We start from the raw sequence: 14,403 nt of genomic DNA on the forward strand, positions 1-14,403 counted from the left end.
CTCTTATGATCTCAGACGGCCAGCTTGGCGCGTTCTTGAAGTGCAATGGCCGGGGGAGCGGCGCTGGTCACACCCATCTCGTCCAACGTTTCCTTGGCGGCGGCTACGACCTGCCGCATAACGTGTTCGTCCATCTGACCGATACACCCAACGCGGAAACTGTCCACAACCGTCAGCTTGCCGGGGTAGATGATGAAACCCTTGTCCTTCATCAACTCATAGAACCGGTCAAAGACGAATTTGGCATCGTCCGGGCAAAAGAATGTAACAATGATCGGAGACAACCAGCGATCCTTGAGCAGGGTTTCAAATCCCAATTCGCGCATACCATCGACCATGACATCGCGATTACGGGTATAGCGCGCCCCACGTCCGGCCACGCCGCCTTCGTCTTTGTGGGCCCGTAGCGCGACCAGAAAGGCCGCAACCACATGAGTCGGTGGCGTGAACCGCCACTGGCCGGTCTTGTTCATATGCGCCCACTGCGCATGAACATCCAGGCTCAGCGAATGACTGTTGCCCTTGGCCGCCTCCAGTTCGCTCTTGCGGGCGATGATGAAGCCAAACCCCGGAACACCTTCGATGCATTTGTTGGCCGACGACACCATGGCCTCATAGCGAATATCCGCGACTTTCAACTCGATCGCGCCAAAGGCCGACATCGAGTCGATCAGAAGTTTGCGCCCTGCAGCATAGGTGGCCTCGGAAATCTCCTCGACCGGATTCAGAATACCTGAACTGGTTTCGCAGTGAATCGCGACCACATGGGTGATGTCCGGATCATCGGCCAGGATCTGCGCAACCTCGTCGCCGCGGGGGGGAAGGTAATCCCCCTTGTCCAACACCACATGCGCCCGCCCGAGATATTCCAGCGTCTGGGCCGACCGCATCCCATAGGCACCATTGGCCAAAACCAAAGCCTTGCCATCACGCGGAATAAAGGATGCCAGCATCGCTTCGACAGAGAATGACCCGCTGCCCTGCATCGGCACACAGTCAAAGTCGGCAGACCCATCGCCCAACAATGACAGCAGGCTGGTTCGCAGTTCGCGCGTCATGGCGCGAAAGTCTTCGTCCCAGCTGCCCCAATCACGCAGCATGGCTTCTTTGACCGCATAGGATGTTGTCAAAGGGCCAGGCGTCAGCAGATAGGGTTCCCCCAGTTTTGGCCGTTCAAGTCCGGTTTCAGGAGCGGTCATTTTTCATCTCCGATATGATCTTTCAAGAACACCATTGCAGCAACATCTTCTATATGTGAAATTGCAATTAACAATCGTTGCATAGGTTCAGCCTATACAAAAATCAGGAGCGATTCATGCGCCACAGCCAATTGGTTGCATTCCACTATGTTGCCTTGTTGGGCGGGTTTTCACGAGCAGCGGAAAAGCTGTACCTGACCCAACCTGCGATATCGGAGCAGGTCAAAAAATTGGAACAGGACCACGACACCCTGTTGTTCTTTCGTGAACGCAAAAGGGTTCGGCTGACCAACGAGGGAGAAGCGCTTTTCCGTCTGACCAAACAGTATTTCGAAATCGAACAGCAGATGGGCGAATACCTGTCATCTACCAGCGCAGCCGTCGCAGGAGAGTTGCGGATCATCGCAGATTCTGCCTACCACATTACCTTTTTCCTGGGAAAGTTCCGAAAACGATATCCGAACATCACTGTTATTCTACGAACCGGAAACACAGAAGAAGTCCTCGAAGCGTTGCGCACCTACAATGCCGAAATCGGGATCATCGGCAGCCCGTCCCCGGGCAAGGACATGGATACTTTGAAATTGGGAACTTCGGAAATCATTGCATTTGCCGCCCGCGGGTTTCTATTGCCATCAAAGCAATCCCTTTCGCTGGCCGAATTGGCAAAGCAGCCGCTCATTTTTCGCGAAACAGGCTCTAAAACGCGTCAAAAGCTGGAAGACGAGGCACGAAACCAGGGCATCACGCTTTTGCCTGCCATCGTTGCAGAAGGACGCGAAACTGTGCGCGAGGTGGTGGCATCCGGTGCGGGGATCGGGTTTGTGTCACAGGCTGAATACGTCAAGGACGACCGGCTGACCCAAATCAAACTGTGCGATACCAATATCCAGATGAGCGAAACCATCGTTCACCTTGGGCAACGACGCGATGTCCGGGTTATTAGAGCATTCATGGAATTTGCTCGAACCGCGCAGGCCGAAAAGGAAAAACACGCCGACGGATAGGTCGGCGTGCCTGTTGTCTCTCCCAGAACGCGCGTCAGCGGGTGCGCCAGGCCTGGGTTCGGGTCAAAACACCCTTGGACACCAGAAGGTGTATGATCCGCGCCGCCGCGTTGGTGTAAAAGATCATCATCCCCATCGCTGCCGCAGGTGCGATGTCCCCGGCGTCATCCATGTTCAGAACCGCAATCGACGCCAATGATGTCTTGGGGGAATACAGGAATACAACCGCAGACACCGTCGTCATCGCATTGACGAACAGATAGATCGAAATATCCAGAACCGAGGGCAAACACACCGGTACCGTCACCCGAGTGAAAAGCTTCATTGTGGGTTGCTTCAGCGACGCCGACACCGATTCAAATTCCCGATCCATCTGTTTGAGCGCAGTCACTGCCGTCAGGTGGGAAACCGTATAAAAATGCGTCACCGAACAGATCACCAGGATTGCCATGGTGCCATAGATCCCGTTCAGCGGATTCGATGGGTTGTTGAAGAAAAAGATGTAGGCGAGCCCAAGAACCATTCCAGGGATAGCCATCGGCAGCATTGCAAACATCTGAAACAACGCCCGGCCCAGCTTGAACCCGTTCGATTTTTCGACCAGGTAGGCCCCAAAGAACACAATTGCGGTGCCAGCCACGGCCGTCAAAAGACCCAGCTTGATCGAATTGTAATACGATCCCCAGCCACCGCCATCCATCTTGTCGAACTGATAATTGTTCAGGCTCAAACTCAGGTCATAAGGCCAGAATTTGATCAGCGCCGCGAATTGGCAGACCGCCAGGATTCCGACAATGAACACCGCGACCAATGTGCAATAGGCCAGAGACAAGCGGTCGACACGTTCATTGGGCTGCGGCTGATACGGAACCGAACGCGCCGACAACAATGCCACCTGCTTGGACTGGACCAGACGGTCGATGCCAAAGGCCAGGATCGCCGGAACCACCAAGACCACAGACACCACAGCCCCCATTTCAAAATTCTGCTGACCGATGACCTGTTTGTAGATATCCACCGCGAGCACGTTGAATTGGCCTCCGATCACTTTGGGCAGGCCAAAATCGGTGATCACCAGATTGAACACCACAAACGCCGCAGAAATCAGACCATAGCGCGCCCCGGGAATGGTCACAGTCCAGAAGGTCCGCCAAGGTGACGCGCGTAGGCTGGTGGCCGCTTCGTACAGCCGGGCATCCGAAATCGCCAAGGCCGTTGAAATGATCATGAAGGCATGGGGAAAGGTAAAGAACACCGATCCAATCACGATCCCGATCGGGCCATAGATACTGGCCCCAAACAACAGCTCCTTGATCATGCCCTGATTGCCGAAAAGATACACCAATGCGATTCCGGGCAACAATGACGGCACCAGAATCGGGGCCATGGCAATCAATCGAAACACGCCTTTGTAACGCATACAGCTTCGGTTCAACGAATAGGCAAACCAGAATGCCAACGTCACGGTCACAATCGTGCTGATGACCGCGATCCACAGCGAATTCTTGATCGAGTTGAACAGCGCAGGTGTCGAGAAGTAATTGACAAAGTTGTCGACGCCCGTCGCCTTGACCGGGCGCAATTGAACCCTGCGGAAAGTATTGGAATCCAGTGTCACCCATTCCAGGTCATTGTGCAGCTTGGATCCAACCAGAAAGCGCCCGCCAGCAGCTGTGTTGCGCACCATATACATAACTGGGCTGCGAAAGCTGAAATCCGGGAAGAATTTTGTTACCGGCAGCCGCCCGTCCGATCCGGTACTAAGCTCCAGGTCCTCGTAAGCGCCCGTTTCGCGGTTCAGCTGTGCGCCAGTCAGGATCGTACCATCGAACACGCCATCTTCATCGCTGACCTGAAATTCATACTGTGACAGTTCCATCCGATAGGTCGAAAACGATTTTGACAGCATCGCATACAATGGAAAGGCAAGGGTGATGACCAGATAAAGGGCGATCACCATCATGCCCCCGCGCATCATGATGTCATCGCGGCTCAGCTTGCCCTTGACCACCGGTCCTTCGGGGAGCTTGTTTGACGTGCTAGACAGTACAGACATCAGCTTGCCTCCGGTCGCTCGAACGCCATCAGGCGGTCGATTGGCAGTTCAATGGACATCTGTTTGCCTTCTTCCAATCCCAGACGTCGAATTGCATTGATCGAAAAATCCGCGATCAGTTCAGATCGACCAAACCGTTCATTCTGCAATCGACAGCGCCAGAACGAGCCCAGGAATTCCATTTCGTGCAGCAAAACATCGATGCAGTTCCGGTTCGGATCATCCGAGACATACCCCTCTTGGTGCGGGATGACGTCTTCGGGACGGATGGCCGCCACAACCGGCGTCCCGTCCCCGAATGCATGTTCGTGACACGCAAAGGTTTTTTCCCCGACACTGAGGCGCCCGCCTTTGGTCACCATGGATTCAATCTGATTCATTTCACCGATGAAATCTGCAACGAACAGATTGGCGGGTTCGCGGTATATTTCCGTGGGAGAGCCGACCTGTTCGATCACCCCATGGTTCATCACCACGATCCGATCCGCCATTGCCAACGCTTCTTCCTGATCGTGGGTCACCATGACTGTGGTTACACCCAATTTGCGTTGCAACTCTTTGATTTCATGCCGCAGATGCACGCGCACCTTGGCGTCCAGTGCAGACAAAGGTTCATCCAACAGCAGAAGACCGGGATTGGTGGCAATCGCACGGGCCAGAGCGATCCGCTGTTGTTGCCCACCCGATAGCTGTGCAGGGTATTTGCGGCCCTGATCCGGCAGGCCTACCAATTCCAACAGCTCGCTGACGCGTACCGCGATCTCCGATTTTCCGCGGCCGGTATTTTCCAATCCGAACGCAATGTTCTTTTCAATAGTCAGGTTTGGGAACAGGGCATAAGACTGGAACACAATGCCAAAATCCCGTTCCGAAGGGGGCAGGTTCGACACGTCCTTGCCATCTTGCATCACCGTGCCTTTGGTCTGCAGATCCAGACCGGCAATGGCCCGCAACAATGTGGTCTTGCCACAACCCGACGGGCCAAGAAAGCAGACAAACTCGCCTTCGTTGATGTCCAGGGAAATGTCCTTGAGAGCCAGGAAATCACCGAATGCTTTCCATAGGTTCTCGATACTTAGGTAAAGGTCGCCAGAAGCGTTTGCTTGTTTCACAGGGTCGGGTCCTTACGTCTTCGCGGTGCGCGCGTCGAAACGGGCCGGCAGGGCCGGGTTCGTTTGATTCAATCTGTTGGAGAGCATGGGCAAGCTGTAAGCGAAGGACGCAGATGCGCCCTTCGCCTCCAAGACTTAGTTCTTGGGGTCGGATTTACCGTCGTACCGGCTCTGCCATTCCTTGAGGATAGCTGCGCGGTTGTTGGCGGCGAATTCAAAGTCATTGTCGATCATTGCATCCAACAGACCTTCTGGGAAGTGTTCAACCGGCTTGGCGACGCCAGGGTAAGCAACAACAGCGTATCCGGTGTTGTACATCTCATTGGCTTCCTTGGTCACGGTGAAATCTACCAGAGTCTGGGCGGCTTCGAGGTTGGCAGTCCCTGCAACGATTGCAGTGGCTTCCATGTCCCAACCAACACCTTCGGACGGCACGATGATCTCCAGCGGTGCACCAGCTGCCTTGGACTTGGCACCCCTGAAGGCAAAGGAAATGCCGATCGGAATTTCACCAGCTGCGGCCAATTTGCACGGTTTAGAGCCTGAATGGGTATAGCGCGCGATGTTTTCATGCAGCCCGTCCATATAGGCCCAGCCACCTTCTTCACCAAACATTTGCAGCCAGCTGGACACATCCAGGAAACCGGTGCCGGAAGAGTTCGGGTTCGGCATGATCAAATGACCCGCGTACATCGGGTCGGTCAAATCTTTCCACGATGTTGGTGGGGTCAAACCATTCTTTTCTGCTTCGACGGTGTTATAGCAAACCGAGGCCACCCAGGCATCCATGCCAACCCAGGCCGGAGGGTTGTCGTTATCGACGAACTTTGGGTCCAGCTTGTCCACACCAGTGGGCGCATAGCCTTCCAGCATCCCTTCGGATTTCAACAACAGCAACGATGTCGCCGCCAGACCCCAAACAACATCCGCCTGTGGGTTGTCGCGTTCGGCCAGCAGCTTGGCGGTAATGATGCCCGTAGAATCGCGCACCCAATTGATCTTTATGTCTGGATGGCTGGCATTAAAGGTTTCAGCATAGCGGGCCAGGTCTTCGGCCTCGACCGCAGTATAAACGGTCAACTCGGTTTCTGCCGCTGCCGCAGTTGCAAACAATGCACCTGCCAGGAAAGTCGTAAAATTCTTTGCAGTCAGTTTCATTTATTTCTCCTCCGTTGGTCTTGATTTTTGTCGACTGCAAACGACCAGAGCTGCAGTCGGATTTTTGAAAACAGTTTGGCAGTTTCCTGCCACAAGAAAAATCGATTAATCCTACTAGTTGATCAGCTAAGCCTATACTAAAGCAACGCGTACAAACCAGAGATCGATTCCCTTGATCGCTCCCCAAACGTTATTGCCGCATGTTCGATCGCGTCCGACCAGAGATTTTTTCCCTGCTTCCATACGATTGGGATCGGTTTTTCGCCCTTGGCCGCAACGTTACGAAGCGGGGCAGGTTTGCCCTCAACAGACAGGAAAACACGGGTGTGCCTGTGGGTTGATGGGGTTCGAAGCGATCCGTTTTCCGCTGTTGTTGCCACATGCAACAGCACTTTCGACCGATCTGCTACCCATCCACCTTTGGGCGCTCGCTTGATGGATCATATGGTGGACGCAAAGATGCATGCGCTGTCAGTTTGACCCCGGCCAGATCCACTTCGAACCTGTGAGACGAAAGAAAAGCGGCCGTCACACGCTCAGGTGCGTGCAGCATGCACAAAGCGACAGCGGACCCCACAGTGTGTCCGTATGCAGCCGAGCGAATCTCGCCTATCTCAACTCCGTTGCACAACACGGACTCACCGCCCCACAACTGGGCGTCCCTGTCTTCCAGCACCAATTGGACAATCCGTGTATTCAGATGATCCGGATCCAATTTGGCCCGTTTTAGAGCCTTTTTTCCGATAAAGCCGCCCGGTTTTTCATAATCCACCGCGAAATTCAAACCTGCCTGAAGCGGTGTAATGTCGGGCGTCAACTCGCGGCTCCAGGCGCGAAACCCCTTTTCGATCCGCAACCCTTCGAGCGCATAATACCCGGCATCGCAAAGGTCGAATTCGACACCCGCATCCATCAGGTCTTCATACACCCCCACGGTGAACTCGACCGGAACGATCAGTTCCCACCCTAATTCGCCAACATATGTCATGCGATTGGCAAGCACAGTCGCATATCCCAAATCAATCTCTTGGACGGTGCCAAAGGGGAAGGCCGTGTTTGAAAAATCTGCCTTGGACAATTTTCGCAACACATCACGCGATTTGGGTCCCATAACCGCGAGCACCGACCAGGCAGCGGTCACATCAGTCAGGAACACATGGGCGTCTGTGTCAAAATTCTTGCTTATCCAATCCGCGTCATGCACCGCTTGTGCCGAACCGGTGATCAACAGAAACTCCTGATCTTTGAGTCGCAGAACCGTCAGATCGCTTTCATACCCGCCGCGCTCATTCAACAATCCCGTGTAGACAGTTCCACCGACAGCCACATCCACATTTGCCGCACAGATCCGGTTCAGCTGAACACAGGCATCGCGTCCCTGGACCAAAAGTTTTGCGAATGAGCTTTGATCGAACACCGAAACACCTTCGCGTGTGCTCCGATGCTCTGCTGCGACAGTATCATGCCAATTTTGGCGGCCAAAACTGTATTCCACGTTTGGATTTTCACCATCTCGCGCAAACCAATTGACCCGCTCCCATCCCATCTTTGAGCCAAACACGGCCTTTTTTGAGGACAGATGCCCATACAACGCAGATCTGCGGAACGGCCGGGCGGTATCCAGCTCCCGGTTAGGCCAAGGCATGGCATAGTGCAGCCCCAGGGTTTCCTTGATCCGGTCATGTAACCAGGTCGGATTGTTATTGAAGTTCGCAAACCGGCGGATGTCGACAGAAAACAGATCGGACGTGGGTGCCCCATTGACGATCCATTCTGCCAGGGCCCGCCCCGCACCTCCCGCGCTGGCTATTCCCATGGAATTAAAGCCGGCACCGACAAAGAAGTTCTTTACCTCCGGCGCTTCTCCCAACAGATAATTATTGTCCGGGGTAAAGCTTTCGGGGCCATTGTAGAATTTGCGAACCCCGGCGTCGGCCATTTGAGGCACACGGATCAAACCGTTCTCCAACAGGATTTCGAATTGGTCCCAGTCATCGGGCAACAGCTGGAAAAAGAACTTGTCCGGGATGCCGTCCATTGCCCAGGGTTTGGCCTCGGGTTCGAACCCACCCAGCACCAGACCTCCGGTTTCTTCCTTGAAATAAATGTACCCATCGGGATCGCGCAACACCGGCAAATCCGGGCTGACCCCGTCGATCTGTTCCGTCACAATGTACATGTGTTCGGCCGAATGCAGCGGAACATTCACGCCACACATCTGGCCCAGCCTGCGGGCCCATTGCCCACCACAGTTCACGACCACTTCTGCCCGAATGGTGCCTTGATCGGTCACAACGCCGGACACCGCGCCGCCGTCCGTCTGGATGTCCGTGACAGTCACGTCCTCTATGATGCGCGCGCCATTCATCCGCGCGCCCCTAGCCAACGATTGGGTCAAATCCGTCGGGTTGGCCTTGCCGTCCCCGGGCATCCACAGCCCGCCCTTCAGATCGTCCACCTCCATCACCGGCCATTTTTCCTGCGCCTGCGACGGAGAAATAACCTCCACATCCACGCCCTGAGCCCGTGCCGCCGCCGCAGTGCGCAACAGCATAGTCATACGATCATCGCTGCGTGCGACTGTGACCGATCCACATTCGTTCCATCCCGTTGCCAATCCGGTTTCGGCCTCGAGCTGCGCGTACAATTCAGTGGAGTATCGGATCAGGTTGGTCATGGCAGGCTGACTGCGCAGCTGTCCTACCAACCCAGCCGCGTGCCAGGTTGTTCCACAGCTCAGCTGACCCTGCTCCAGCAGGACCACGTCACGATGCCCCATCTTGGCCAGGTGATAAGCGACCGAACATCCGACGATGCCCCCGCCAATGATGACGTATTGTGCCTGTTCCGGGATATTGCCGTCGACCATAGTCAAACTCCGTAGGTGGGAAACAATCATTCCACGCACCCTAAAGTGACTTTGCATTAGTTTGCAATATCTTTCTTTTTTTGGCGTTACGCCAATTGATAGTCCATTCCGACCCGGCCCATCGCATCTATGGTTTCCGGGTCCGGCTTTTCGTCCACCACAACCAATGCTCCATCCGGCAAAGGCCGCATGACAACCTTGCCGACAACACCGAATTTGGAATGGTCAGCCAGAATGAAACTCTGCTCGGCCTGCGCAATCATGCGATGCCGCAAATCAGCGGCCTCTCGCGAAAAATCCGTGAGCAAGGCTCGTGCGCTCACCCCCCCTGCTGCAATCAGGGAAAACTCGGCGCGATACCGGGACAGATGTTCGATGGTTTCGATGCCGAACGTTGCGTTCTCTGAAACATTCAATCGCCCACCCAAAACTGTTATTTCCTTGGAAACAGGGCCTAATAAGGACGAAATAGACAAATCGTTGGTATAAACTGTCAGGTTCTGCCTGTGATATCTTAGCAATCTGGCCACCGCCAAAGTTGTCGATCCATTGTCGATGATCAGGCTGGCACCATCCGGAATCTGGCTCAGGACAAACTGCGCAATTCGGGACTTCCCTTCGGGGTTTGTCGCAGCTCGCGTTTCGATCTCTGGTTCTTGGTTGCGAATCCGCGTGGCACCACCGCGAACCTTGTGCAGCTTGTTTTCACTGGAAAGCTGATCAATGTCCTTGCGAACAGTTTCCCGGGTCACTCCCAATACTTCGGTCAACGATCTGATCGAAACCGCCGGTTGCTTTGAAATCTCCCGCAGAATGATCGCATGCCGTTCGGATGGAAGCATGACACTGCCCCTTTGAATTTGCCAAGTTTTGCCAAATTATCGCAGAATGCGTCGAATGGCAATTTGTCCTGTCATACACCCAAAGGGCGATCAATGCCTGTCGAAAAAAAACCGCGCCCGACCCAATGGCCCGGACGCGGTGAATTTCCAGTCAAACCTGAAGCGCTTATTTCTTCACATTTGTCCAAATCTTGTCGTACACGGCCTGTGTTTGTTGGTCACAAACTTTGATGAAGACGCCCGGTCCTGCGGTTTTGGGCGGGTTTGCTTCAGGCAGTGTTGCCAACGCCGGGTCGAGATGGTCGGCGACGCCTGAGACGCCCGCGCCATAACGGGCATAGTTCGACACTGCGGCAATGTTTTCGGGTTCTAGCAAAAAGTCCATGAACTTGAGCGCGTTGTCGCGGTTCGGGGCGTCCTTGAGCAGAACGACGTTGTCCATCCACACCACATACCCTTGGGTCGGGAAGGCGTATTCCACATTCGCACCCTCTTCGCGCGCCTTGGCACCGAACCCGTCATAGATCTGGCCCACCGCCGCATCACCCGAGACCAGCACTTCCTTGGCGGTGTCCGAGTTGAACGAGGCCCAGTGACCTTTGGCCTGGACCAACATGTCATTCAGCGCTTTGAGCTGGTCACGATCCGAGGAACATTGCGGAATACCCAGATGCAGCGATGCCATGGCCATGACCTCGCCCTGGCTGTCCAGCATATTGATCTTGCCCGAGAGTTCGGCAGGCGGGTTAAACAAGATGTCGGTGGTGTTGATGTCGCCCTGATAGACGTCGCGGTTGACCGAAAAGGATGTGGAACCCCACTGATACGGGATCGAATGTGTCCGCCCCGGATCAAAGCTGGGATCGGCCCACTCTGGCGCGATGTTGCCTTTGTTGGCCAACTCGCCGTCGCCGATGGTGTCCAGCAGGCCTTCGCCAGCCATGATTGACACCATGTAGTCGCCCGGCACCGCCACGTCGTAGGTACCGATGGCGCCGGCCTTGAGGCTGGCCAGCATGGCTTCGTTGCTGTCATAGGTGTCGATCACCACTTCGATGCCGGTTTCGGCAGTGAATTTGTCGGCCAGCTCCTGGGGCATATATTCGAACCAGTGATAGACGACGACCTTGCCTTCGGCAAAAGCGGCGCCTGCGGTCAAGGCCAAGGCCGAAGCGGCGACGGTTGTTTTCAGTAGATGTTTCATGTGGCTCTCCTGTCTGTTGGTTTTGGGCTTTTGGTTTCTTCTCGTATTACTTGGTGTTGTCGGATTTGCTGACGAAGTAAGAGATCGTGACCATCACCACCGAGACGCTCAGCAGCATGGTCGAAATCGCCATGATATTGGGTTTCAACCCCTGTTTGACCGACCCAAAGATCGCCGTGGGCAAGGTTTCAACCCCGGCACCTTTGACAAAGTTGGTGATGATGAAATCATCAAGGGACACGATAAAAGCCAGCAGAAAGCCCGAGATGATCCCGGGCATCATCAAAGGCAAAAGGATCCGGGTAAACGCCTGGCGTTTGGTGGCATAGAGATCCATCGCCGCCTGTTCAAAACTGTCTTCGATCCCCTGCATCCGGGCCGAGATCGGCAGATAGGCAAACGGGATACAGAACGCGATATGGGCCAGCAGGATGGTCAACAACCCGCGATCAAACCCGATGGCGTTGAAAAAGATCAGCGTCGCCACCGCGGTCACGATTTCCGGTACCATCAATGGCAGGCTTATCAGCCCGAAAGACAGGGTGCGCAGCCGGAACCTGCCGCCACGCACCATGGCGGTGGCCGCCAAGGTGGCAATCGATGTGGACACGGTCGCCGCAATGATCGCAATGACAAAGCTGTTGCGCGCCGCCAGCTTGAACTTTTCGCTTTCGGGGCCGACGAACACATCGGCGTACCAGCGCAGGCTCAGGCCCTCCCAAACAGTGATCGATTTTGACGCATTAAAACTGTAGATCGTCACGACGACCAGCGGCGCATAGAGGATCACAAGGCACAACAGGGTGATGGGTTTGAACCCGGCATAGGATTTGATGTCGAATTTTGCGGTTGCCATGGTCTTACCCCTCCTCAACCTTCTGACGCCTGGGTCTTGGCCTGTTGACGAGAAAAGAGCATCAGCAGGATCAGAACCATGCTCAGCAGGATCATTGACGCCGCGGCGCCAAACGGCCAGTTCCCGGCGTTGCCCTTGAATTGCTCCTCAATCAACGAGCCGATCATGAAGTTCTTGGCACCCCCGAGCAGATCCGGCGCCAGGAACGACCCCAAAGAAGGGACAAACACCAGGATACAGCCCGCAATCACCCCCGGTTTGACCGCAGGCAGCAGGATGCGCCGCAGGGTCACCCATTTGGTGGCGTACAAATCGGCGGCTGCCTCGGACAGCGTGAAGTTATAGCGTTCCACAGCCGCATAGATCGGCAGCACCATGAACGGCAGATAGGAATAAAACAGGCCCAGCTGCACTGCAAAATTGGTGTTCACGATGTGGATCGGGCTGTCGATCAGCCCGGTGCCGATCAGGAAATCATTCAGCGGCCCCTGATCACGCAGCAGGAATTTCATGCTGACTGTGCGGATCAGCAGGTTCACCCAATAGGGGATGGTGATCAGGAACACCCACATCGGGCGTACTTTTTCCGGTCGGGTGGCGATGAAATAGGCGGTCGGGAATCCGATCACCAGGCTTAGGATCGTTGCCGCACCCGCCTGCCAGATCGAACGCCAGAAGATCTGGATATAGGTCCATTCGATCACCGGTGGCTCGTCCCCGAACAACCCGCGGTCAAAAAAGAACTGATCATAGGCCGCCAGGGAAAACTCCCAGATCACCCCGCCGCGGAATTCCTTGGTCAAAAAGGAATAGATCAACATCATGGCAACCGGGGCCAAGGACAGGATCAACAGAACCACCCAGGCCGGCATCAACAGCCAGTTGCGGGACTCTGCATAGGTATCGGTGAGTGCGCTGCCGCCGCTTGCCGCTCCGCCCGCCATCAGTCCACCAGGAGGCGTGCCGCCCCCAGCTCCATATTGACGAACATGTCGGCACCTGGCTCAAAAATCCGCTTGTTGCCGCGATCAGAATTCGACGTGCGCACGATAAAATCCGGGCCCTCGTCGAGCGCGACGATGGTCGAGATATCGGTGCCGACAAAGATGTTTTCCTTGACCCGACCGTGCAGGCTGCCGTCTTTTTCCGGCTCGCCCGACATGTACAGCCGCTCCGGGCGGATCGACATATGCACGCGGGATCCGGCACCGACGCCCTCCACTGCATTGCAGGTCAATTCATGCCCGCCGCCCAGGTGACAGATGGCGCGGCCATCGGTGATCTGATCCACCGAAACCTCCAGCAGGTTGGTTTCACCGATAAAATCGGCCACGAACATATTGCGGGGTCGTTCGTAGATGTCCGTTGGAGCGCCCAACTGCTGGAGCTCGCCGGCCGACATCACCGCAATGCGGTCCGACATGGTCAGCGCCTCTTCCTGGTCGTGGGTCACAAAGATGAAGGTGATCCCTGTCTCTCGCTGCAGATGCTTCAGCTCCAACTGCATTGCCTTGCGCAGCTTGAGATCCAGCGCCGACAGCGGTTCATCCAGCAACAGAACCTTGGGTTGTGGCGCCAGCGCACGCGCCAGCGCCACACGTTGCTGCTGTCCACCTGAGAGCTGTGAAGGCTTGCGAGCAGCAAATTGGCTAAGTTGCACCAGCTCAAGCATTTCGCCCGCCCGCTGGCGCGCTTCGGATTTGGACTTGCCCCGCATTTCCAGGCCAAAACCCACGTTGTCCAAAATCGTCATATGCGGGAACAGCGCGTAATTCTGGAACACCGTATTCACTGGCCGCTGATGTGGAGGCAAGGTTTCAATTTCGTCGCCATAAAGGAAAATCTCCCCTTCGGTGACGTCCTCAAATCCCGCAATCATTCGCAACAACGTCGTCTTCCCGCACCCCGACGGGCCCAACAACGTGAAAAACTCATTGTCATAAATCGACAACGATATCGTCTTCAAGGCGGTAAAATCCCCGTAACGCTTAACCGCATTACAAACATCAATCGCAATGGTTCGGTCTGCTTTCACTGGTCTCTCCCTTGTTGCAAGGACGTTCATTTTGATCGTGATCCAGCCAGCTATCCGGCCTGTCC

The 14,403-nt window shown here is 55.2% G+C and carries 11 protein-coding genes; 1 reads left to right on the top strand and 10 read right to left on the bottom strand.

Annotation, left to right across the window (positions count from 1 at the left end; genetic code table 11):
- Positions 1–11 precede the first annotated feature (11 nt).
- Positions 12–1,199, bottom strand: a complete 1,188-nt coding sequence (locus tag K3727_00695) for a 2-aminoethylphosphonate--pyruvate transaminase (protein UWQ91372.1) — start codon at positions 1,197–1,199, stop codon at positions 12–14.
- 116 nt (positions 1,200–1,315) lie between these two features.
- Between K3727_00695 and K3727_00700 the strand changes: the two genes are divergently transcribed.
- Positions 1,316–2,206, top strand: coding sequence for a LysR family transcriptional regulator (locus tag K3727_00700; GenBank protein ID UWQ91373.1), 891 nt, complete (start codon positions 1,316–1,318; stop codon positions 2,204–2,206).
- A gap of 34 nt (positions 2,207–2,240) precedes the next feature.
- On the opposite strand, the gene K3727_00705 is transcribed toward K3727_00700, so the two are convergent.
- From K3727_00705 to K3727_00745, 9 genes are all read right to left on the bottom strand, one after another.
- Positions 2,241–4,262, bottom strand: coding sequence for a putative 2-aminoethylphosphonate ABC transporter permease subunit (locus tag K3727_00705; GenBank protein UWQ91374.1), 2,022 nt, complete (start codon positions 4,260–4,262; stop codon positions 2,241–2,243).
- Positions 4,262–5,374 (bottom strand): putative 2-aminoethylphosphonate ABC transporter ATP-binding protein, encoded by a 1,113-nt coding sequence (locus K3727_00710; GenBank protein UWQ91375.1) that lies wholly within the window; start codon positions 5,372–5,374, stop codon positions 4,262–4,264. Before K3727_00710 ends, K3727_00705 begins: the two co-directional genes overlap by 1 nt.
- A 135-nt stretch (positions 5,375–5,509) precedes the next feature.
- Positions 5,510–6,532, bottom strand: coding sequence for a putative 2-aminoethylphosphonate ABC transporter substrate-binding protein (locus K3727_00715; protein ID UWQ91376.1), 1,023 nt, complete (start codon positions 6,530–6,532; stop codon positions 5,510–5,512).
- 406 nt (positions 6,533–6,938) lie between these two features.
- The gene (locus tag K3727_00720; GenBank protein ID UWQ91377.1) at positions 6,939–9,401 is read right to left on the bottom strand and encodes an FAD-dependent oxidoreductase; all 2,463 of its coding nucleotides are present in this window, start codon (positions 9,399–9,401) and stop codon (positions 6,939–6,941) included.
- An 86-nt stretch (positions 9,402–9,487) separates the two neighbouring features.
- Positions 9,488–10,243, bottom strand: coding sequence for a DeoR/GlpR family DNA-binding transcription regulator (locus tag K3727_00725; GenBank protein UWQ91378.1), 756 nt, complete (start codon positions 10,241–10,243; stop codon positions 9,488–9,490).
- Positions 10,244–10,409: 166 nt separating this feature from the next.
- Complete coding sequence (locus tag K3727_00730; GenBank protein UWQ91379.1) at positions 10,410–11,447, bottom strand: extracellular solute-binding protein; 1,038 nt, start codon at positions 11,445–11,447, stop codon at positions 10,410–10,412.
- A gap of 46 nt (positions 11,448–11,493) precedes the next feature.
- Entirely contained in the window at positions 11,494–12,303 is an 810-nt protein-coding gene (locus tag K3727_00735) for an ABC transporter permease (GenBank protein ID UWQ91380.1), read from the bottom strand.
- Positions 12,304–12,317: 14 nt separating this feature from the next.
- Positions 12,318–13,247, bottom strand: a complete 930-nt coding sequence (locus K3727_00740; protein ID UWQ91381.1) for an ABC transporter permease — start codon at positions 13,245–13,247, stop codon at positions 12,318–12,320.
- On the bottom strand, positions 13,247–14,368 hold the full coding sequence (locus K3727_00745) for an ABC transporter ATP-binding protein (protein ID UWQ91382.1): 1,122 nt from the start codon (positions 14,366–14,368) through the stop codon (positions 13,247–13,249). Before K3727_00745 ends, K3727_00740 begins: the two co-directional genes overlap by 1 nt.
- Positions 14,369–14,403: the final 35 nt, after the last annotated feature.

Source organism: Rhodobacteraceae bacterium M382 (assembly GCA_025141015.1).
Taxonomy (GTDB): Bacteria; Pseudomonadota; Alphaproteobacteria; order Rhodobacterales; family Rhodobacteraceae; genus Aliisedimentitalea; species Aliisedimentitalea scapharcae.

Excerpts from the sequence above, each read along its gene's own strand:
- K3727_00695 (UWQ91372.1), bottom strand. The coding sequence starts at position 1,199 with ATGACCGCTCCTGAAACCGGACTTGAACGGCCAAAACTGGGGGAACCC.
- K3727_00700 (UWQ91373.1), top strand. The coding sequence starts at position 1,316 with ATGCGCCACAGCCAATTGGTTGCATTCCACTATGTTGCCTTGTTGGGC.
- K3727_00705 (UWQ91374.1), bottom strand. The coding sequence starts at position 4,262 with ATGTCTGTACTGTCTAGCACGTCAAACAAGCTCCCCGAAGGACCGGTG.
- K3727_00715 (UWQ91376.1), bottom strand. The coding sequence starts at position 6,532 with ATGAAACTGACTGCAAAGAATTTTACGACTTTCCTGGCAGGTGCATTG.
- K3727_00720 (UWQ91377.1), bottom strand. The coding sequence starts at position 9,401 with ATGGTCGACGGCAATATCCCGGAACAGGCACAATACGTCATCATTGGC.
- K3727_00725 (UWQ91378.1), bottom strand. The coding sequence starts at position 10,243 with ATGCTTCCATCCGAACGGCATGCGATCATTCTGCGGGAGATTTCAAAG.
- K3727_00730 (UWQ91379.1), bottom strand. The coding sequence starts at position 11,447 with ATGAAACATCTACTGAAAACAACCGTCGCCGCTTCGGCCTTGGCCTTG.
- K3727_00735 (UWQ91380.1), bottom strand. The coding sequence starts at position 12,303 with ATGGCAACCGCAAAATTCGACATCAAATCCTATGCCGGGTTCAAACCC.
- K3727_00740 (UWQ91381.1), bottom strand. The coding sequence starts at position 13,247 with ATGGCGGGCGGAGCGGCAAGCGGCGGCAGCGCACTCACCGATACCTAT.
- K3727_00745 (UWQ91382.1), bottom strand. The coding sequence starts at position 14,368 with ATGAACGTCCTTGCAACAAGGGAGAGACCAGTGAAAGCAGACCGAACC.